Origin of the sequence: Bradyrhizobium sp. 149, from assembly GCF_023073915.1 — a bacterium.
Classification (GTDB): domain Bacteria; phylum Pseudomonadota; class Alphaproteobacteria; order Rhizobiales; family Xanthobacteraceae; genus Bradyrhizobium.
This window is the reverse complement of the sequence record NZ_JADPKK010000012.1, coordinates 17061-37408: the sequence shown is the minus strand read 5'-3', so window position 1 is coordinate 37408 and position 20348 is coordinate 17061. Positions and strand designations below refer to the sequence as shown.

The 20348-nt window shown below is 64.2% G+C and carries 20 protein-coding genes and 1 tRNA gene; 12 read left to right on the top strand and 9 right to left on the bottom strand.

All coding sequences use genetic code 11. The features are described from left to right. Positions 1-12: 12 nt before the first annotated feature. Positions 13-1701, bottom strand: a complete 1689-nt coding sequence (locus tag IVA88_RS04200) for an MFS transporter (protein WP_247496034.1) — start codon at positions 1699-1701, stop codon at positions 13-15. Positions 1702-1862: 161 nt separating this feature from the next. Here IVA88_RS04200 and IVA88_RS04195 point away from each other — a divergent pair, with 161 nt between their 5' ends. The 7 genes from IVA88_RS04195 (at position 1863) to IVA88_RS04165 (ending at position 9585) form a co-directional block, all read left to right on the top strand. Further along, on the top strand, positions 1863-3230 hold the full coding sequence (locus IVA88_RS04195; RefSeq protein WP_247496033.1) for a hydrolase: 1368 nt from the start codon (positions 1863-1865) through the stop codon (positions 3228-3230). A 34-nt stretch (positions 3231-3264) separates the two neighbouring features. Beyond that, entirely contained in the window at positions 3265-4635 is a 1371-nt protein-coding gene (locus IVA88_RS04190) for a cytochrome P450 (protein WP_247496032.1), read from the top strand. Positions 4636-4685: 50 nt separating this feature from the next. After that, positions 4686-6095 (top strand): adenylate/guanylate cyclase domain-containing protein, encoded by a 1410-nt coding sequence (locus tag IVA88_RS04185; RefSeq protein ID WP_247496031.1) that lies wholly within the window; start codon positions 4686-4688, stop codon positions 6093-6095. A 163-nt stretch (positions 6096-6258) separates the two neighbouring features. Further along, the gene (locus tag IVA88_RS04180) at positions 6259-6747 is read left to right on the top strand and encodes a TerB family tellurite resistance protein (RefSeq protein WP_247496030.1); all 489 of its coding nucleotides are present in this window, start codon (positions 6259-6261) and stop codon (positions 6745-6747) included. Between the two features lie 225 nt (positions 6748-6972). Next, positions 6973-7752 (top strand): SDR family oxidoreductase, encoded by a 780-nt coding sequence (locus IVA88_RS04175; RefSeq protein ID WP_247496029.1) that lies wholly within the window; start codon positions 6973-6975, stop codon positions 7750-7752. Between the two features lie 126 nt (positions 7753-7878). Next, positions 7879-8673: a glutamine amidotransferase gene (locus tag IVA88_RS04170; protein ID WP_247496028.1), complete on the top strand. Its 795-nt coding sequence runs from the start codon at positions 7879-7881 to the stop codon at positions 8671-8673. 99 nt (positions 8674-8772) lie between these two features. After that, positions 8773-9585 (top strand): enoyl-CoA hydratase, encoded by an 813-nt coding sequence (locus tag IVA88_RS04165; protein ID WP_247496027.1) that lies wholly within the window; start codon positions 8773-8775, stop codon positions 9583-9585. Positions 9586-9693: 108 nt separating this feature from the next. Here the strand turns inward: IVA88_RS04165 and IVA88_RS04160 are convergent. Beyond that, a tRNA-Ala gene (locus tag IVA88_RS04160) sits at positions 9694-9769 on the bottom strand. A gap of 203 nt (positions 9770-9972) precedes the next feature. Here IVA88_RS04160 and IVA88_RS04155 point away from each other — a divergent pair. The 3 genes from IVA88_RS04155 to folD are packed head-to-tail and all read left to right on the top strand — an operon-like array spanning position 9973 to position 11523. After that, positions 9973-10263 carry a YggT family protein gene (locus IVA88_RS04155; protein WP_007598721.1) on the top strand — a complete coding sequence of 97 codons (291 nt, stop codon included), beginning with the start codon at positions 9973-9975 and terminating at the stop codon, positions 10261-10263. Between the two features lie 20 nt (positions 10264-10283). Beyond that, positions 10284-10637, top strand: a complete 354-nt coding sequence (locus IVA88_RS04150; protein WP_247496026.1) for a DUF167 domain-containing protein — start codon at positions 10284-10286, stop codon at positions 10635-10637. 1 nt (position 10638) lies between these two features. Then, a complete protein-coding gene (folD, locus tag IVA88_RS04145; protein WP_247496025.1) occupies positions 10639-11523 on the top strand; it encodes a bifunctional methylenetetrahydrofolate dehydrogenase/methenyltetrahydrofolate cyclohydrolase FolD in 885 nt (294 codons plus the stop codon). A 96-nt stretch (positions 11524-11619) separates the two neighbouring features. Here the strand turns inward: folD and ppa are convergent, their stop codons facing one another. Together ppa and IVA88_RS04135 are read right to left on the bottom strand one after the other, a co-directional pair. After that, positions 11620-12153 carry an inorganic diphosphatase gene (gene ppa / locus IVA88_RS04140; RefSeq protein ID WP_247496024.1) on the bottom strand — a complete coding sequence of 178 codons (534 nt, stop codon included), beginning with the start codon at positions 12151-12153 and terminating at the stop codon, positions 11620-11622. Positions 12154-12330: 177 nt separating this feature from the next. Beyond that, entirely contained in the window at positions 12331-12840 is a 510-nt protein-coding gene (locus tag IVA88_RS04135) for a GNAT family N-acetyltransferase (RefSeq protein ID WP_007598725.1), read from the bottom strand. Positions 12841-13103: 263 nt separating this feature from the next. Between IVA88_RS04135 and IVA88_RS04130 the strand changes: the two genes are divergently transcribed. Together IVA88_RS04130 and IVA88_RS04125 are read left to right on the top strand one after the other, a co-directional pair. Further along, a complete protein-coding gene (locus IVA88_RS04130) occupies positions 13104-13985 on the top strand; it encodes an alpha/beta fold hydrolase (RefSeq protein ID WP_247496023.1) in 882 nt (293 codons plus the stop codon). Positions 13986-14028: 43 nt separating this feature from the next. Continuing rightward, a complete protein-coding gene (locus IVA88_RS04125) occupies positions 14029-14436 on the top strand; it encodes a DCC1-like thiol-disulfide oxidoreductase family protein (protein ID WP_247496022.1) in 408 nt (135 codons plus the stop codon). Between the two features lie 34 nt (positions 14437-14470). Here the strand turns inward: IVA88_RS04125 and IVA88_RS04120 are convergent, their stop codons facing one another. From IVA88_RS04120 to IVA88_RS04100, 5 genes are all read right to left on the bottom strand, one after another. After that, entirely contained in the window at positions 14471-15712 is a 1242-nt protein-coding gene (locus IVA88_RS04120) for an NAD(P)/FAD-dependent oxidoreductase (protein WP_247496270.1), read from the bottom strand. Between the two features lie 125 nt (positions 15713-15837). After that, entirely contained in the window at positions 15838-17664 is a 1827-nt protein-coding gene (typA, locus tag IVA88_RS04115; protein ID WP_247496021.1) for a translational GTPase TypA, read from the bottom strand. Positions 17665-17918: 254 nt separating this feature from the next. Beyond that, positions 17919-18188 (bottom strand): hypothetical protein, encoded by a 270-nt coding sequence (locus tag IVA88_RS04110; RefSeq protein ID WP_247496020.1) that lies wholly within the window; start codon positions 18186-18188, stop codon positions 17919-17921. A 2-nt stretch (positions 18189-18190) separates the two neighbouring features. After that, on the bottom strand, positions 18191-19615 hold the full coding sequence (locus IVA88_RS04105; RefSeq protein ID WP_247496019.1) for a radical SAM protein: 1425 nt from the start codon (positions 19613-19615) through the stop codon (positions 18191-18193). Further along, positions 19596-20312 carry a prolipoprotein diacylglyceryl transferase family protein gene (locus IVA88_RS04100; RefSeq protein WP_247496018.1) on the bottom strand — a complete coding sequence of 239 codons (717 nt, stop codon included), beginning with the start codon at positions 20310-20312 and terminating at the stop codon, positions 19596-19598. The genes IVA88_RS04105 and IVA88_RS04100 overlap by 20 nt, the downstream gene beginning before the upstream one ends. Positions 20313-20348: the final 36 nt, after the last annotated feature.

The following is a 20348-nucleotide window of genomic DNA, read 5'->3' as shown; positions in this document are numbered from 1 at the left end:
GACTGACAGAACCTACGTGCTGCTTCCCGCCGCGGTCGCAACCACCGGCAGCACCTCGGCGCCGGCGCGATCCGGCGTCTCCTCGTTCCAGCGCACCGAGCCGAACGGACGCTCCAGCATGCGGCGAATCCGCACCGGATCGGGTCCGATGTGGAAATCGATCGCCTCCTGATGCAGCGCGCGTTCGGACTGCGTCGAGCGGTTACGCTGGCGCAGATAGTCGAGCCAGGTCGGACAGTGATAGCGCTCGGTCCACAATTCGGGATCGGCAATGTCGCGCGCGATCGACCAGCCATAGGCGCCGTTGCGCTGGCGTGAGAGCTGCACGTCCTGCATCACGTTGTGAAAGGCGCGCGCTTTCTCTTGGCTGACGCGGTATTCGATCTCCACCACCAGCGGCCCGCTGCGCGCCGTGAGCGGCAGTTTGACTTCCGGATCGGCCAGCACGTCGGCGTCTTCGTTGCGCGCGCCGACGCGCGGCATCGTGAGCCAGATCCCCAGCACCGGCGAGATCAGCATCAGCCCGGCGGCCGTCAGCAGCGCGACCTCGACGCCGGCATAGTCGGTGAGATGGCCCCAGCCCCAGGCGCCGATCGCGATGCCGCCGGAAATCGAGGCCTGGAACGCCGCGAGCGAGCGCCCGGCGACCCAGCGCGGCGCCGAGAGCTGCACGCCGATATTGAACAGCGCGACGGCGGCCATCCAGACCGCGCCGGCGAGCACCAGCGCGGCCGCGGTCAGCACCGGCTCGGTGCTCACGGCAAGCGCGGCCATCGCAAACGCCATCGATATGGTGCAGGCGCGGATCGCGGCTTCGCCGCTCATGCGCTTGCGCAATTCGTGGATATTGAGTGCTCCGACGACTGCGCCCATGCCGAAAGCGCCGAGCATGATGCCGTAGGTCTGCGCGCCGCCATGCAGCAGATCGCGCGCGACGAGCGGCATCAGCGCCATGATGGCACCGCCAATCAGGCCCATCACCAGCGTGCGCAACAGCACGATCTTGATCGGAGGCGAATTGGTGATGTAGCGGAAGCCCGACACCATGGCGCGGTTGAGCTTCTCCCGCGGCAGGCGCGAGGGCTCGGTGTTGCGCCGCCAGAGCAGCAGCACCACCAGTAACGGCAAATAGAGGATCGCATTACACGCAAACGCCGCCACCGCGCCGAGCGCGGCGACGATGACACCGCCGACCGCGGGACCGAAGCTGCGCGCGATGTTGTAGCTGATGCCGTTCAGCGCCACTGCCGATGGCAATGCATCGGGCGGCACCTGCTCGCTGACCGAGGACTGCCAGGCCGGACCGAACAGCGCGTTGCCGCTGCCGACGACGAAGCAGAAGGCGAGCAACGTTTCCGGGGTGATGAGGTTCAGTCCGGCCAGCACCGTGAGCGCGCTCGCGCCGGTCAGCGCGATCGCGAGCGAGATCAGGGTGACGATGCGGCGGTCATACATGTCGGCGATGGCGCCCGCCGGCATCGAGATCAGCATGATCGGCAGCATCAAGGCGGTCTGCACCAGCGCCACCTTGTCCGCCGAGGCCGCCATCTGTGTCATTGCCCAGGCGGCGCCCACGCCCTGGATCAGCAGGCCAAGATTGGAGAGCAGGCTGGCGAGCCAGATGCGCCGGAACACGGTGTACCGCAGCGGCGCGGTGATGCCGTCGGCGGCAATTTTCTGACGGTTCGTCTGCTCGGTCATATGCCCTTCCAAATGAGCTGGCAGAAGTGATCTTGGAGTGGTCTTGGAGCGGTCTTTGGGTGATTCCGGCAAGTTTAGTGATGCCTGCGAAAGTCCTTCGCTGTCCAGTGGTTAGGCCGGTATACGCGGTGCAAAGAAATGGTTTTGCCGGGGAGGAACATATGAAGCTGTCGCGACGGATGATCTTGCAAGGAGCTGGCAGCTTGCCTTTCGCAATTGCGAGCTTGCGGGCGGGCGCGTTGGCCCAGCCCATGCAGGCCGCGCGCAGTGAGATGCCTCCGATTCTGTTCGTCCATGGCAATGGCGATTACGATGCACTCTGGATGACGACCCTGTGGCGGATGGAATCCAACGGCATCGCGCGCGACCGCATGGCGGCGATCAATTTCACCGATCCGTTGGCGCGGAGCGACGACAAGGTCGAGCAGGCGGGCCGCTCCTCGACCGAGGACCAGCGCCGCGAGCTCGCCGCCGCCATCACTGAGCTGAAGCGCAGCACCGGCGCGGCCCGCGTGGCGCTGGTCGGCAGCTCGCGCGGCGGCTATGCGATCCGCAACGTGATCAGAGCCGGCGGCGCAGGCGATGTCAGCCACGCCGTCCTGTGCGGCACGCCCAATCACGGCGTGTTTGCGACCGACGACCAGCCCAACAGCGAGTTCAACGGTCGAGGCAGCTTCCTGCGCGGCCTGAACGAAGGCGAGAGCGAGGTGACGCCGGGTGTTGCCTTTCTCACCTTGCGCAGCGACGGCATGGACAAATACGCGCAAGCCGATGGCCGCTTCATCGGCAAGCCCGGCGCGCCGACCGGCGTCAACGTCGAAGGTCCGGAGTTGAAGGGGGCCACCAACCTCGTGCTCGGCGCACTCGATCATCGCGAGGTGGCGTTTCACCCCCGGGCCTTCCGTGAGATCTATAAGTTCATCGCCGGCCGCGAGCCCGCGCGCATCGCGATTGTGCCGGACCAGGGCGTGAGGCTGAGCGGTCTCGTGACGGGCATGCCGGGCGGCGCGCCGAATAATCGGCCGGTGGCCGGCGCAGCCGTCGACGTCTTTCGCGTCGATCCTGAAACCGGTGAGCGCAAGGGCGGTGCCGTGCACAGCGCGAAGACCGGCGCCGACGGCCGCTGGGGGCCGATGCAGGCCGAGCCTTCCTGGTCGCTCGAATTCGCCCTCGCATCACCGGATGCGCCGACGACGCACATCTACCGCTCGCCCTTCCCGCGCTCGTCCGACGTGGTGCATCTGCGCGCCGCGCGTCCGCTCGGGCCTGGCGATAAGGACGCCGGGGCTGTCGTGATCATGTCGCGTCCGCGCGGCTATTTCGGCCTGCCGCGCGATGTGGTGTTGTTCGACGGCAAGGAGCCGGCCGATGTCAAATCGGGCGTGCCCACGGATTCGACAGCAACACTGCGCCTTCCGGCCAGCGAGGTCGGGCGTAACATCGTGGCCCAATTCAACGAAGAACGGATTGTGGCACGCGCCTGGCCTGCCTCCGAGAACAGCATTGCGATTGCCGAGCTGACTTACTAGCTATTTGCCTGCGTCCCCTCTGCGGGAGAGAGCCATGAACATCGCCAGTGTGCGTCGGCCCATCGTCCCTCCGACCCCGCCGCGTGCGCCCGACGACATGTCGTTCCTCGGCCGGCTTGCAGTGATCAAGCGGAACATGATCGCGACCTGGGGGCAGCGCGCCTATGAGGAAGACGTCATCCAGGGCCGCTTCTTCTTCCGCAACAGCTTCATCCTCAACCAGCCGGATGCGATCCGGCATGTCCTGCTCAGCAATTACGAGAACTATTCGCGCACCCCGGCGGGCATCCGCATGCTGCGTCCCGTGCTCGGCGACGGCCTTCTGATTGCGGAGGGCCATTCGTGGACGTTTCAGCGTCGTACCCTCGCGCCGGCGTTCACGCCGCGTGCGACGGCAAATCTCGTTCCGCACATGACGGCGGTGCTCGACGAGACCATCGCGAAGCTGGATGCACGCACGAGCGAGCCGGTCGATCTGCGCGAGATCATGCAGCGCATGACGCTGGAGATCGCCGGACGCACCATGTTCTCGTTCGGTATGGACCGGCATGGTCCGACGTTGCGCAACTTCGTCATGGAGTATGGAGCCCGACTCGGGCGGCCGTACTTGCTCGACATGGTGCTGCCCCTGTCCTGGCCGAGCCCGATGGATTTTGCCCGCGCCCGTTTCCGCAAGCGCTGGACCGAATTCGTCGCGATGCTGATCGCCGAGCGACGTGAGATGGGCAAGAAGGACGGCGCGCCGCCGCGCGATCTTTTCGATCTCATGGACGAGGCGCGCGACCCTGAAACCGGCAAGGGTTTTTCGGACGAGCAACTCGTCGACGAGGTCGCGACCATGATCCTCGCGGGACACGAGACCACGGCGACCGCGCTGTTCTGGGCGCTCTATCTGCTCGCGCTCGATCCCGATACGCAGGAGGAGATCGCCTCCGAGACGCGTGGCGAACATCTCGACAGCATGGCTGACATCGATCGCCAGAAGTTCACCCGCGCCGCGATCGAGGAAACCATGCGGCTCTATCCGCCCGCCTTCCTGATCGCCCGGGCCGCGCGCGAGAAGGACAATGCGGCCGGCGTCGAGATCGGCAAGGGCGACATCATCATGATCGCGCCGTGGCTGCTGCACCGGCACGAGAAGCTGTGGGATCAGCCGAATGCGTTCATTCCAAAACGCTTCATGTCGACGGAAGCGCCCGATCGGTTTGCCTATCTGCCCTTTGGCGCGGGTCCGCGCGTTTGCATCGGCGCGCCATTCGCGCAAGCCGAGTCCGTGCTGGCGCTGGCCCGGTTGATAGGTGCATTCCGCGTCGAGCTTGCCGATACCACCAATCCCGTTATCCCGCTCGGCGTCGTCACGACCCAGCCGGACCATTCACCGCTGTTCCGCATCACGCGTCGGTGACAGGCGTTCGCCTGGCCGACGGCGTGATCCACACCAGATAGAGTTGCGCCATGAGCGACATCCAGGCCCAGTTTTCCGTTCTGAAGCAGACCGCCGATGCAAAAGTGGTCGACGCGATCACGCGCCTCATCGAAGATGGCGAGGATCACGAACTCAACCGCGTCAATGTCTTGGACTTCTCCAGAGAGCACGGCCTCGACGAAGAGCGCGTGATCTCGGCGTTCCTGCATTCGGCACGGCTTGGCCTGTTCGATCTCGGCTGGAACGTGCTGTGCCCGGGCTGCGGCGGCGTGCTGGGGGCGCATTCGACCCTGAAGGCGCTCAAGCCGGACGAGTATCACTGTGCGCTCTGTGCCTGCGGCTACAAGACCTCCGTCGACGATCAGGTCGAGGTCTCCTTCACCGTCAATTCACGTGTCCGGCGCATCGCCGCGCACGATCCTGACACGCTTCCGGTGTGGGAGTATTTCAAGCAGGTGTTCTGGAGCTCCGGCGTCGACTTCAATAAGGACTCGTTCGCGACGCTCGCCAACGAGGTGACGCTGGATACGATGGAGCTGCCGGCCGGCGAGAAGGCGACCATGTCGCTGCAACTGCCGAACGACTTCATCATCATCTTCGAGCCGGTGACGCACGCGGCCCATTTCATCGACGTGCAGGGCGAGCCGACCAAGGACCGTCAGCAGCTCGCCATCATGTACAACAAGGTTCAGGCGCCGACGGGAACCACGACCATGCGGCCGGGCCCGCTGCGGCTGTCGCTGGAAAACCAGGCCGGCGTGCGCGTGCTGCCGTCGGTGTTCATCGCGGCCGAGGCGCTTCATCACCTCATCGGCAAGCGCAAGCCGTTCCTGACCGCCAAGCGGATGCTGTCGAACCAGACGTTTCGCGATGTGTTCAAGGCGGACAATCTCAGTCTCGACCAGCGGCTCCAGATCACCTCGCTGACCTTCCTGTTCACAGATCTGAAGGGATCGACCGCGCTCTATGAGCGCGTCGGCGATCTCGCCGCCTTCGATCTCGTGCGTGCGCATTTCCACGCGCTGCTCGAGATCATCTCGTCGGAGAAAGGCGCGGTGGTGAAGACCATCGGCGATGCCGTGATGGCAACCTTCGTCCGTCCCGAGCATGCGATCGCGGCGGGTTTGCGGATGCGCGCGGCGATGGACGATCTCAACAAAAAGCGTGGCACGGCCGATCTCATTGTCAAGATCGGCATCCACGAAGGTCCGTGCCTCGCGGTGATGCTCAACGAGCGGCAGGATTATTTCGGCCAGACCGTCAACATCGCCGCCCGCGTGCAGAGCCTCTCGACCGCGCAGGAGATCCACATCACCGGCCCGGTGCTGGATGCGCCGGCGGTCGCCGAAGTCCTCAAGCAGCGCGAAATCAGGCCGATCCAGAAGCAGGCCGCCCTGCGCGGCATCGCCGACAAGATGGTGGTGTACGAGATACCGTAACGGCATCTTGCGCCGTCTCGGCAACGCCGGAATAACAACGCTCAGATTGCCGAAACGTAATGCGGCGCGCGGAACTGACGCACGTTGCGCCGATTGGGTTTCCTGCTCATATACTGCTGTAGCTGCCGCGCTTCCGCGGCTTCATCGATTTCGGTAGGACCCCATGCTCGACGGCCTGCGCCAATTCATCGCCGACATTGTTGCTCCCCATGCGCAGGACCGCGCATTCGGCGATAGCGACTACAGGCTGGCAGCCACCGCGCTGCTGGTTCACGTGATCTCGCTGGACGGTCAGCCGACGGCTGCCGAGCAGCGCAAGTTGCACAGCCTGATCGAAAGCCACTTTGGGCTCGATCGCGGCACCGCGGATCGCCTGATCGCGGATGCGACAGAAGTCGAGGGCGAGGCGGTCGACCTCTATCACTTCACCAGCATCATCATGCGCTCGCTCGACGAAGAGGGCCGCAAGCGCATCGTTCGGATGATGTGGGAGCTGGTGTACGCCGACGGCCAGGTTACCGAGTTCGAGGACAATGTCGTCTGGCGCGCTTCCGACCTGCTCGGGATTGCCCAGCGCGACCGGATCGACCTGAAGCACGCCGTAGCCGACCGTGCCGGTGGTCAGGTCAAGGACAGCGTCCTCGGCGGCTGAGCCGGCGCAAACACCGGCAGATTGCAGGTTGTGCGAACCACATGACGAAACTTTAATGTAACCCTTGGGCTGCCTGGGTTCCGGATTCCCTGTAAATTCGCGGCTTTTCGGCTCACCCGTTTCCCGCTCAAGTGGCCATGCTGCCGGCGTCGCTTGCCTGTCGCGCACGGCCTATGCTCTGGTTCCGCCATTGCCGGGCCAAACCTTCATCAAGAGACTTCGATCGTGACTGAGCGGGTAACGTTGATCACCGGTGCCTCGGCGGGCATCGGCACGGAGCTGGCCCGTGTGTTCGCCGCGAACGGACACCGGCTCGCGCTGACGGCGCGTCGGGTGGACCGGCTGGAGGTGCTGGCGCACGAGCTCGCCGCCAAGGGCGGCAAGAAGCCGATCGTGATCGCCTGCGATCTCGAGGACACGGATGCCGGCGAGAAGATTGCCGCTGCGCTCGCGGCCGAAGGCGTCGAGCTCGATCATCTCGTCAACAATGCCGGCTTCGGCGTATTCGGGGACGCAATCGAGCGCGATCGCGTCGAACAGATCGGCATCGTCGATGTCAACGTCCGGGCTCTGACGGATCTGTCGCTGCGCTTTGCCGATCAGCTCATCAGGAACAAGGGTGGTCTTCTCAATGTCGGATCGGTCGCCGGTTTTCTGCCCGGCCCCGGCATGGCCGTCTACTACGCGTCCAAGGCCTATGTGATTTCCTTCACCGAGGCCCTCCGGGCGGAGCTTGCACCGCATGGCGTTCGCGTCACCGTACTTTGCCCCGGGCCGGTGCCGACCGAATTCCAGGCGCGCGCCGGCGTCGGGTCCGGACATGATACGGCTCTTCTCAATGTTTCTGCCGTCGATGTTGCACGGCAGGCCTATCGCGGCCTGATGGCCAACAAACGGGCAGTGCTTCCCGGTCTGGGCATCAAGATTGTGCCATTCGCGCTGCGCTTCTTCCCGCGCGGGTTCATCCTCGCCGCCACCAGCCGGTTCCAGAGGCAAAGGCACTGAAGAGAGCTCTGGGTCCGTCGTGGCCCGGAGCTTGCTTCAATATCGGGCGTGTGTGCGCAAACTCACACGAAATTAACGATCACTTAGCTATGCTCGCGGTCTGAACCGATAGCACTCGCAGAGACCATGTCGTTCCGGACGGACAGGTTTGGTGGCGCAGAAGTGGTGCCCTTCCCCAGAAGGACGCCGAACGTCGCCGCCTCCGAAACCCGGTTGCCGGTCCTCATGATCCTGCATCAGGAATCCTCGACGCCCGGCCGCGTCGGCAATGCGTTGCGCGCGCTCGGCCATCGCCTCGACATCCGTCGTCCCCGCTTCGGTGATCCCCTGCCTGAGACGCTCGATCAGCATGCGGGCGCTGTGATCTTCGGCGGTCCCATGAGCGCCAACGATCCCGACGACTACATCCGCCGCGAGATCGACTGGATCGAAATTCCGCTCCGCGAGCAGCGGCCGTTCCTCGGCATCTGCCTCGGCGCGCAGATGCTGGCGAAGCAGTTAGGGGCCCGCGTCGCGCCGCATGCGGATGCGCTGACCCAGATCGGCTACTACCCGATCCGCCCGACAGCCGCCGGACACGCGCTTTTCCCGCGCTGGCCGGCGCGAGTCTATCACTGGCATCGCGAAGGCTTCGAACTGCCGGTTGGCGCGGAACTGCTTGCGGAAGGCGATGATTTTCCGGTGCAGGCGTTCCGCACCATCAACGCTTTCGGCGTGCAGTTTCATCCTGACGTGACCTACGCGATGATGCATCGCTGGACCACGCGCGGCTATGACGGCCTCAGCGCGCCCGGCGCGCGGCAGCGGCATCACCATTTCGCGGACCGTGCCGTCTACGATGCCGCGGAACGCGCCTGGCTCGATCACTTCATCGACGGCTGGCTGGTGCGCCGGCCGGTGCTGGCGCAAGCCGCCGAGTGATCGCGCCTTAGCGCAAGCGCTTGCCTCTTCCCTTGATATGCTAGGCTCGCTGCCAACGAGCGAGCGCGAATGCGCGCCGGCAAACAAAGGGAGAGCGCCATGGTCTATGAACACATTCTCTGTGACGTCAGCGACAAGGTCGCGACCATCACGCTCAACCGTCCCGACCGCATGAATGCGTGGACGCCGATCATGGAGCGCGACGTGCGCCATGCGATGGAAGCATCGAGCGCCGACGACAATGTCCGCGTCATTGTGCTCACCGGCGCGGGCCGCGCCTTCTGCGCCGGCGCCGACATGGATGCACTGAAGGGGCTCGACCCTGATGACGTCAGGCGTGCCTCGAACCTGCCGCCCTTCGACATGAACCGGCGGCCCGACTGGCAGACGCGCTACGGCTTCTACCCGTCGATCGGAAAGCCTGTCATTGCCATGCTCAACGGCGCAACCGCCGGCATCGGCCTCGTCCAAGCGCTCTATTGCGATCTGCGCTTTGCCGCCGACAACGCCGTGTTCACCACCGCCTTCGCGCGGCGCGGCCTGATCGCCGAGCATGGCATCAGCTGGATGCTGCCGCGCATCGTCGGTCATGCCAATGCGATGGATCTGTTGCTCTCGGCGAGGCGCGTGGGAAGCGACGAGGCATTGCGGATCGGTTTGGTGAATCGGCTTTGCTCGCCAGAGAAGCTGCGCGAGGAGACCCATGCCTATGCGCGCGACCTCGCCGATTTCGTCTCGCCGAGCGCGATGGCCGTGATCAAGCGGCAACTCTACGAGGTGCCGTTCCAGACGCTGGCGGAGGCGACGATCGAGGCCAACCGGGACATGATGGAGGCGCTGAACGGCAGCGATTTTAGGGAGGGGGTTGCGAGCTTCATGGAGAAGCGGCCACCAAGGTTTATGGGGAGGTAGGGGCACGCGATTTGAGGAGACGGTCCGCCGTCGCCCTTCGGGCTATGGCGGGACAGCCTTCGCTACGCGAGGGCTTGCCGAGCCGAAGCAGGCGCAGCCTGCGAAGGCTGGTGGAGCCAGGCGGGATCGAACCGCCGACCTCGTCATTGCGAACGACGCGCTCTCCCAGCTGAGCTATGGCCCCGTTTGTCGGCCGCTCTGGTAACGCGGCCGACAACCGGGCGCCATTTAAGTCCCCGCCAAGGTCAAGTCAAGGACGGGTGTAACCCGGTTTTAGCCATCCCGGCACCGACTTCCCTTGTTTGGGCCGGGGGGAACCGATATCTAGCAACAGGCGTCAATCCCGACCGCAGCCAGAATTTTCAAAAGCCAGAGTCTTCAAAAGCCATGCGTGCCGTTCTCGACATCGTCATCATCGTGCTCGACCTCTACGTCTGGCTGCTGATCGCGTCCGCGATCCTGTCCTGGCTGATCGCCTTCAACGTCGTCAATACCCGCAACCAGTTCGTTTCGGCGGTGGCGGAATTCCTGTACCGAATCACCGAGCCGGTCCTGGCGCCGATTCGCAATTTCCTGCCCAGCCTCGGCGGCCTCGACATCTCGCCGATCATCCTGATCCTGCTCATCATGTTCATCGAGCGGGTGATCCTGTACTACATCTATCCCAACGTGATCTAAGCAGGCTGGAGCGCCTTAGCTTGCCAAAGAGCCTTGTTACCAAGGAACCTTGGCGCTATTCGGCCGCAGGCATCAGCATCGCGCTGCGGGTAACCCCGCGCGGCGGCCGCGACGATATCGACGGGATCGAGCAGCTGGCCGACGGCCGCAGCGTGCTCAAGGTGCGGGTGCGCGCCATTGCCGATGGCGGCGAGGCCAACAAAGCCGTTCTGGTGCTGTTGGCGAAATCGCTTGGCGTGCCCAAGGCCAGCGTAAAACTTCTGTCGGGAGCGACCTCGCGGCTGAAGCAGATCGCGGTCGACGGCGATCCGGCGCGGCTCGGCGAAGCCCTGCGCCAGCTCGCATCAGCCAAATCGACAGACCGAGGGAACTGACATGGCCGCCAAGATCATCGACGGAAAAGTCATCGCCGCGGAACTGCGTGCCCGCGTCGCCGACGAGGTCGCCCGCGTCAAACGCGAGCACAATCTGGTGCCCGGCCTTGCGGTGGTCCTGGTCGGAAGCGACCCGGCGAGCGAGGTCTATGTCCGCTCGAAACACACCCAGACCCAGGCCGCCGGTATGGCCTCGTTCGAGCACAAGCTGCCGGCCGACGTCTCGCAAGCAGATCTCCTGGCGCTGGTCGCAAAACTCAACCGCGATACCACCGTGCACGGTATTCTGGTGCAACTGCCGCTGCCCAAGGGCCTCAACACCGAGGCCGTCGTCAATGCCATCGACCCCGCCAAGGATGTCGACGGGCTGCATCCGAACAATGCCGGCCGCCTCGCCGGCGGTTTCGAGGCGCTGTCGCCCTGCACGCCGCTCGGTTGCATCATTTTGACCAAGAGCGTGCATGCATCGCTTGAAGGGATGAACGCTATCGTCATCGGCCGCTCCAACCTCGTCGGGCGCCCGCTGGTGCAGCTGTTGCTGAACGAGAACGCCACGGTGACCATCGCGCATTCGCGCTCGCGCGACCTGCAAGGGCTCGTGAAGCGCGCCGACCTCGTCTACGCCGCGGTCGGAAAGTCCGAGATGGTACGCGGCGACTGGCTGAAGCCGGGGGCGACCGTGATCGACGTCGGCATCAACCGGATTCCGAAGGACGACGGCAAGACGCGGCTCGTCGGCGATGTTGCCTATCAGGAAGCGCTCGCAGTGGCTGGCGCCATCACGCCGGTGCCGGGCGGCGTTGGCCAGATGACGGTCGCGTGCCTGCTGGTGAACACGTTGCGCGCGGCCTGCGCGATCGCCGGGCTGCCGAAGCCGGCGGTTTGATCCGTCATTCCGGGGCGCACGAAGTGCGAACCCGGAATTGAGCGCCACAACTTCCAAATTCCGGGTTCGCGCTGAACGAGCGAACCGGAATGACGATTAGGCCTTCTTCTTCTCGCGATCGATGCCTTCGAGGATCAGCTTGTGCGCATCCTCGGGGCCGCCCCAACGCAGGATCTTCACCCACTTGCCGGGCTCGAGATCCTTGTAGTGCTCGAAGAAGTGCTGGATCTGCTGGAGCGTGATGTCCGGCAGGTCGGAATACGACTTCACCTTGTCGTAGCGCTGGGTGAGCTTGGACGAGGGCACCGCCAAAATCTTCTCGTCGCCGCCGGCTTCGTCTTCCATGAAAAGCACGCCGACCGGGCGCACGCTCATGACGGCGCCAGGGATGATGGCGCGGGTGTTGATGATCAGGACGTCGCAGGGGTCGCCGTCATCGGACAGCGTGTGCGGGATGAAGCCGTAGTTACCGGGGTAACGCATCGGCGTGTAGAGGAAGCGGTCGACCACCAGCGTGCCGGCTTCCTTGTCCATCTCGTATTTGATCGGTTCGCCGCCCACGGGGACTTCGATGATGACGTTGACGTCGTAGGGGACGTTTTTCCCGATCGAGACCGCATCGATACGCATTCAAGGCTCCGTTGTTGCCGAGGTTAAATCGCGCCCGGCAGCGATTTTGGCGCTGTCATACGCGGGCTTGGCCCGCTGATCCATCGCGTTTTTGTGAAATAATGAATCCAGCGATCACCGGCTCAAATGGCAGCGGTATCGACGGAAGGGAAACGCTGCCGACCGGACTTCAGCAGCTCAATTGGTCCAAGCGAAGGCAACCTTGTCGAGCGACTTCGGCCCGAAACGCTCCGAGGAGCGCGCCACCATGCGGCCGCCCAAGGCACGGTAGAACTCGGTGGCCGGATCGTTGTCCGAGAGCGCCCACACCACCATGCTCTTCAGGCCGCTCTGCATCAGGTCGCGGCGGGCCGCTGTGAACAGGCGGCGGCCAAAGCCCAGGCCCTGGAATTCGGGACGCAGATAGAGCTCGTAGACCTCGCCGTCGAAATGCAGGCTGCGGGCGCGGTTGCGGCCGTAATTGGCGTAGCCCGCGATCTTGTCTCCGAACACCAGCACGCTGACGCGGCTGCCCTTGCGGATCGCGCTGTCCCACCATTGCGGACCGCGGCGGTTGATCAGCTTTTCCAGTTCGGCGCCGGGAATGATGCCCTGATAGGCGGAACGCCAGGCTTCGTCATGGGTGGACGCCACCGCAGTTGCATCTGCGGCTTTGGCCGGCCGGACCTCGATCAGGGTTGTGCTCATGGACGTGATCAAACCAAGTCGCCGCGCCGGCGGCAAGACCTATCGTTAATTATCGGTTAACCTGTGGACTTTCTGCATCAGTATTTCAGCCGTGTTGTGCCGAAAAAAGACAAGACGCCAATTCGAACGGCACTGGAGTGCCATGGGTCGGTGCAAAACTGCTGTTGCGGCAACGAATGAACGGCGATGGCAACGCAGAAAGTCTGCCGATATTGATTCGTTCCTACTAGTGTGACTGTCGCTGTTCTCGCCTCCGGCAATTCATGCGGCTCCTCAATATCCTCGTGCTTATGTCTATGTTGGCCTTGCTGACTGCGCCGCCTGTGTGCGCTCAGGTCACGCCTGGTTCGGCCGGCGCGGAGGGCGAGCCGTTTCGTCGCCAGCAATGGCGCGTGCCATCGCCGGATAGCGACATCGCCGCTCATGCTCTGCTGTTTCGACCGCCAGGCGCTGGGCTGTTCCGGCTTGCGGTGATTGCGCATGCTTCGACGCAAAACGGCTTGCGGCGCGCGCAAACGCCGCAGCCGGAATACCGCGCACTCACTGCATTCCTCATCGCGCGCGGCTTCGCCGTGCTGGTGCCGGAGCGGCTCGGCCATGGCGCGACCGGCGGCCGCTATGTCGAGGACCAGGGTGGCTGTGACGAGGCGGATTATGCGCGCTCAGGCCGCGCAACGGCCGACGAAATCTCGCTCGCGCTGGACTATTTGCGGAAGCAGGATTTTATCCGCAAGGACGCCGCGATCGTGATCGGCCATTCCGCCGGCGGCTGGGGCGCGCTGGCGCTCGCGAATGCTGATCCGAAGACGATCTCTGCCATCATCGCCTTTGCGCCGGGCCGCGGTGGCCAGGCCAATGATGAGCCGAACCGGATCTGCGCGCCGCATACGCTTCTTGGGGCGGCTGCTGAATTCGGCAAGGCCGCGCGCATCCCCGTCATGTGGCTCGTTGCGGCTAATGACAGCTACTTCTCGCCGGCATTTTCGCGGGGCTTGGTCGATGCGTTTCGTGGCAGCGGAGGCAAGGCCGATTTTCGCACCCTGCCGGCGGTCGGCAGCGAAGGGCACTGGATGATCGAAAGCGAGGCCGGCGTCAAAGCCGCGAGTGCCGAACTCGATCGCGCGCTGAAGCCGGAGAAGCCATGACGCTGTATTTCCTGGTCGCGCCCCTGATGCTGGATGATCGCTGATGCCGAAATGGCCCGACGATGACGTGATCCTTTTCGACGGCGTCTGCATCTTCTGCTCGCGCTGGGTGCGGTTCGTGGCCGCGCGCGACACCGCGAAGCGGTTTCGCTTCACGCCGATCCAGTCGGATTATGGGGCGCGGCTGGCGCGCACCTTCGGCATCGATCCGGATGATCCCGACACCAATGCCGTGGTTCACGGCGGCGAGGTGTTCATGAAGTCGGACGCTGCCCTGACCGTGCTGTCGCAACTTCCTGGCTGGGGCTGGGTGCGCGCGCTGTTCGCCGTGCCGAAAGCGTTGCGCGACCTGGTGTACAGCCTCATCGCGCGCAACCGCTACCGCATCTTCGGGAAGTATGAAGCATGCTTCGTGCCTGATGCGGATTTGCGGGCGCGGGTGATCGAGTAGCGCATCGCGGCGCTCGCAATGACGGAGTTTGCGGTCAGGGTTTGTTTGACGCCAGCACTTCCCGTGCCGCGCGCTCCCCTGAATCCCTCGCCCCATGCGCCGTCGTGAAGAAGTTCGGCGACGTCGCTTCGCCGGCGAAGAACAGCCGGCCATCGACCGGTGCGGCCAGCACAGCGCGGTCGCCGGCATATCCCGGCAGCGCGTGCGAATAGGAGCCTCGCGCGAAGGGATCGTGGGCCCAGCGGGACTCGTAGAGAGGCTTCAGCTTTCGCCTGATGTCGTTGCCGAGGAAGCCTGCGATCTCGTCGATGCCTTGGGCTGCGAACGCGCCGTCCCCGGCATCTTCCAACTCGCGCGCAAAGCTGCCGCCGAAAAAGCCTTCGATGCAGGGCTGGCCAAACGGGCGAATGTGATAGGTGCCCATGGCGGTGCGCATGTTGGCGCCGCGCAGATTACCTTCTTTCGGGAAGGCTTCGGCGTCCTCGAGCGCCAGCGTCACCTTGTCGTCGACGCCGAGCGGCAGGCCAGCTGCGGCATCGACCTTGGCGGGCAAGGCAGGTGAGAACCGGATGGCTTCGTCGGCGATCAGATTGGTCGGCACGGTGACGATCACCTTGTCGGCGGTCAGCGTGCCCTGCGATGTCTCGATGCGGATGCGCTGGCCGGAATGATCGATCAGCGTGACGTTGCAGTTCAGCGCCACCGGGCAAGGCGCGCCATAGGCCGCGATCAGGGCCCCATATCCGGCCCGCACGCGCCAATTGAAGTAGGTGTCCTCGTAGGCTTCCATGTCGAGGGCCGAGACCTGATCGAGCTCGCACCCGTTTACATAGGTCGAGACCGCGTCGATCATGGGATTCCAGCGGTTGCCGGGTTCGAGATAGCGGGAGGCGGGAGCATCCTCGCCTTGTTCCGCAGCCTCGGAGACGCGATCGTAGAACTGATCGATCGCGCGCACGAAATCCTGGCGCAGAATTTCCGGAAACGCGTCGCCAAAGGCGCGATCGCTCCAGGGCGGCAGGTCGGTATTGAGTTCGAAATTGAGCTGCCGCGCGATCGGAACGAAGGAGTTCTTGTCCGCCGAATGCAGCCAGCCGCAGCCGACGTCGAACGTCACCTCTGGCGAGGCCTGCACCGTCCATGAGCGGCCGCCGATACGGCTGCGCGCCTCCAGCACGATTACGGAGAGGCCCGAGCCCGCCAGCGCGTGCGCCGCGCCGAGGCCCGCGGCACCTGCGCCGATGATCGCGACGTCGACTGAGGAGGGGAGGGACATAGCGGTCAATTTCATCGTCCTGCCCGGCTCGTCCCGGGCATCCACGTAATTGACACCAGTATCGAAGACGTAGATGGCCGGGACAAGCCCGGCCATGACGCATTCGTCGTCTGTCTGAGTGGCTCTTACGCCACCGCTTCCTTGGACTTTTCCGCGCGCTTGCGCTCGTTCGGGTCGAGGTGCCGCTTGCGCAGGCGGATCGACTTCGGCGTGATCTCGACCAGCTCGTCGTCCTCGATATAGGCCAGCGCCTTTTCCAGCGTCATGCGGATCGGCGGGGTCAGGCGCACCGCTTCATCCTTCGAGGTGGTTCGGATGTTGGTGAGCTGCTTGCCCTTGAGCACGTTGATCTCGAGGTCGTTGTCGCGGGTATGCTCGCCGACGATCATGCCTTTGTAGACCTTCCAGCCCGGCTCGATCATCATCGGGCCGCGATCCTCCAGCTTGAACATCGCGTAAGCCACCGCTTCGCCCTGGTCGTTGGAGATCAGCACGCCGTTGCGGCGGCCCTGGATCTCGCCCTTGTACGGCGCGTAACCATGGAACAGACGGTTCATGATCGCGGTGCCGCGGGTATCGGTGAGCAGTTCGCCCTGGTAGCCGATCAGGCCACGGGTCGGCGCGTAGAACACCAGCCGCAGGCGGTTGCCGCCGGAGGGCTTCATCTCGATCAGCTCGGACTTGCGCTCGCTCATCTTCTGCACGACGACGCCGGAATGCTCCTCGTCGACGTCGATGACGACTTCCTCAATCGGCTCCAGGGTGGCGCCGGTGGCCTCGTCCTTCTGCAGCACGACGCGCGGACGCGACACCGAGAGCTCGAAGCCTTCGCGGCGCATGGTCTCGATCAGGATCGCGAGCTGCAATTCGCCGCGGCCCGAGACTTCCATCGCATCCTTGTCCGACGCTTCGACGACCCGCAGCGCGACGTTTCCTTCGGACTCGCGCAGCAGGCGGTCGCGGATCATGCGGCTGGTCACCTTGTCGCCTTCGGTTCCCGCGAGCGGCGAGTTGTTGACGATGAAGGACATCGACACGGTCGGCGGGTCGATCGGCTGCGCCACGAGCGGGGTGTCGACCGACGGATCGCAGAAGGTGTCGGCGACGGTGCCCTTGGTCAGGCCGGCGATCGCGACGATGTCGCCTGCGTCGGCTTCGTCGAGAGGGGTGCGCTCGATGCCGCGGAAGGCGAGGATCTTGGTGATGCGGCCCTGCTCGATGGTCTTGCCGTCAGCGCCCAGCACCTTCACGGCCTGGTTCGGCTTGATCGAGCCTGAGGTGATACGACCGGTGATGATGCGGCCGAGATAGGGGTTGGCCTCCAGAATGGTGCCGATCATGCGGAACGGGCCTTCCTCGACGGTCGGCGGCGCGACATGGCGCACGATGAGGTCGAACAGCGGCTGCATGCCGGCTTCGTGCGATCCATCCGGGCTATCGGCCATCCAGCCTTGCTTGGCTGACCCGTATAGGATCGGGAAGTCGAGCTGTTCCTCGCTGGCGTCCAGCGCCGCGAACAGGTCGAACACCTCGTTGATGACTTCGGTCGCCCGCGCGTCGGGACGGTCAACCTTGTTGATGACGACGATCGGTTTCAGACCGACCTTGAGCGCCTTGGAGACCACGAACTTGGTCTGCGGCAGCGGGCCTTCGGCGGCGTCCACCAGCACCAGCGCGCCGTCCACCATGTTGAGGATGCGCTCGACCTCACCGCCGAAATCGGCGTGGCCGGGAGTGTCGACGATGTTGATGCGGGTGTCTTTCCACTGCACCGAGGCCGCCTTGGCCAGGATGGTGATGCCGCGCTCGCGCTCCAGATCGTTGGAGTCCATGGCGCGCTCGGTCACCTTCTGGTTCTCGCGATAGGTGCCGGATTGCTGGAGCAGGCGGTCGACGAGCGTCGTTTTGCCGTGGTCGACGTGGGCGATGATGGCGATGTTGCGAAGGTTCATGAGTGAGCTTCTTTGCAGTCGGACAATGGGTTAAGCGCGATCTCGCCGGTCAGACCGGGACCTCTTCTCGAAACAACGCTGGAAGATCGGAAATGGGCGCTTCCCGCCCAAAAAGGAAACCCGGCCATATCGACCGGGACCCTACGCGTTGCGGCGCAATATATGCAAAAACCGCCAAAAAACAATGTGTTCTTTGGCCGTTGGGTGATTGAATTTTGCCCGGGAATTCCCGGGGGTTAGGCGAAAAGCCGGGCCTAGGGGCGCCGTCCCTTGATGGCGGCCCAGATCAGGGCAACCCCGCCCAGCCCCACGACCAGGCCGAGGAGGACCAAGGGCGCGATATCGGAACTGATCCGGCCGCTATCGGATATCGAGATTCCGCCGAACAGGAGCGCGCAGGCGCCGGGCAGCAGCAGGATGATCCCGAAGATCGCCATGAGCGCGGTCAGGCAGCCGCTCCGCTTGTTCGTCGGGGCAGCAGGCGGTCCCGGGGGCGCTGGCGGCGGCGTCTCGCTGATGCTCATGCCTACAACACTCCTTCGGTTGACTGCGCCGCCAGCGCGGCCCGAATGCCATCGATCTTCCCGTTCCGGTAGAACAGATTGTAGGTGTCGAACGGGATGATCGCGCCGCTCTCGGTGACGAAATGGATGCAGCTGCGTTTGACGTTGCCGACGCAGAAATTGAAGCGGTCGAGAAACTGCACGATGGTGACGCGAAACACGTTCTCGTAAGTGATGCCCTGCGGCACCTCGAAGCTCGGCAGGCAGCACAGCAGTTCGCAGAAGCGCTCGCTGGTGTTCAGCGGGCCCGAGGACAGCGAAAACAGATCGATGAATTTCTCCCTCAGCGCGGGGTGCTTCTCCGGGCTTATCGTATTGGGCAACAAGGCGACAAGTTGCTCCTGCGGGATCAGCGAGGTCAGCGGCAGCACCTTCTCGCCGTTGCGCAGGCCGTAACCGATCGAGATGCTTTCGGGATTGCAGGGCAGCGGGATCATGTCCTTGTCGCCGAACACGCCGGTTTCGACCACGTGCTTCCGAATCTCGGACAGCATGATGCGGTCGGTGTTCTTGTCGAAATTCTCGTTGCGGCCGGCATCCTGCACCGGCTGGAGCGTGACGCCGCGAACGCACTTCCAGCTCAGGGCGTGGCGGACGATGGCGCCGATCTCCGCATCGTTGACGCCGCGCTTGATGGTCGCCACCAGCGTGGTCGACACGCCGTAATGCTCGAGATTCTCCAGCGCCTGCTGGCGGATCTTTCGCAAATCCGCCCCGCGCAGATTGATCAACGCGTCGCGTTCGAGCGAGTCGAACTGGAGATAGACCTCGAGCCCGCGCTTGTTCTCGGCGAGCCGCGCGACGAAATCCTTTTCGCGGGCGATACGCAGGCCGTTGGTGTTGATCATGACATGGCGGATCGGGCGGGCGCGCACCGCATCGAGGATCGCGAAGAAGTCGGGATGCAGCGTCGGCTCGCCGCCGGAGATCTGCACCAGGTCAGGCTCGCCTTCGCTCGCGACCAGCGCGTCCAGCATCCGCTCGATCTTGGTCAGCGGCGTGAAGCTGGTCCGCGCCGGCGAGGAATCGGCAAAGCACACCGGGCAGGTCAGATTGCAATGCTCGGTGATCTCGATCAGCGCCAGGCAGGAATGCTGCTCGTGGTCGGGGCACAGGCCGCAATCGTAGGGGCAGCCGAATTCCGTATGCCGTTGAAAGGCGAGCGGCCGGTCGCCGGGCTTGATGAAATCCTTGCACAGGCGCCAATAGGCTGCGTCCGTCGAGACCAGCGTCGACTGGACGCCATGCTCCTTGCAACGCTTCTCGTACCAGACCTCGTTGTCGAGGATCTGGATCTTGGTCGGCACCAGCTTCAGGCAGGTCTCGCAGAGGGACTGGGTCTGGCCCCAGAATATATAGGGGCGCGACTTACGCAACGGCGCGTTCATGCATGGATCTCGCTTTGGGCGCCGTCGCCAGCATGACGGCGGCGTAGAGCAGGATGGACAGCGACAGCAGGTGAAACAGCGTGAAGGGGCCGATCAGCGTGCCATAGGGTTTGAGGAATTCCCACAGGAAGCGCTGTGCGCCATAATAGACGAGGACGAGGTAGAAACCATTGGTGATCACAAACGCGCTCCGGTTCAACACCGCCAGCAGGTAGAGAAGCGCGAATACGCCCATCGCGGCGCTTTCGTAGAGCTGCACGGGATGGCGCGGGATGCCGTCGCCGAAATCATGGCCAAAGGGCAACGCGGTTGGCGTGCCGTAGGTGAAGTCGTCAAGGCCCGCGAAATAGCAGCCGAGCCGGCCGATCGCGATGCCGAGCGCAAGCGGCAGCGCAAAACGGGCGCCTGTTCGTACAGCGATCCCTGCGGACCATTTGTAGAGCTCGATCGCCACGATGCCCCCGGCGAGCGCCCCCTCGACCGAGCGCGCAATGCCGCTTTGGCCCGACAGCCACAGATTGGCGGACCCGAACAAATAGGCCCCGAGGCCCGCACCGAACACCAGCGCCGCGAGATAGGACATCGCGAAGGATTGCGCCGGAAACCGCAAATCCTGTCGCGACAGCCAGTAGACGGCGACCGCCGCCGCCAGCCAGGCTGCGATGTCGAAGAGAGTGTGAAGGAAAGCCCCGCTCATGCGGGGATATTAACGCAGGTCCAGGCCACGCGGGAT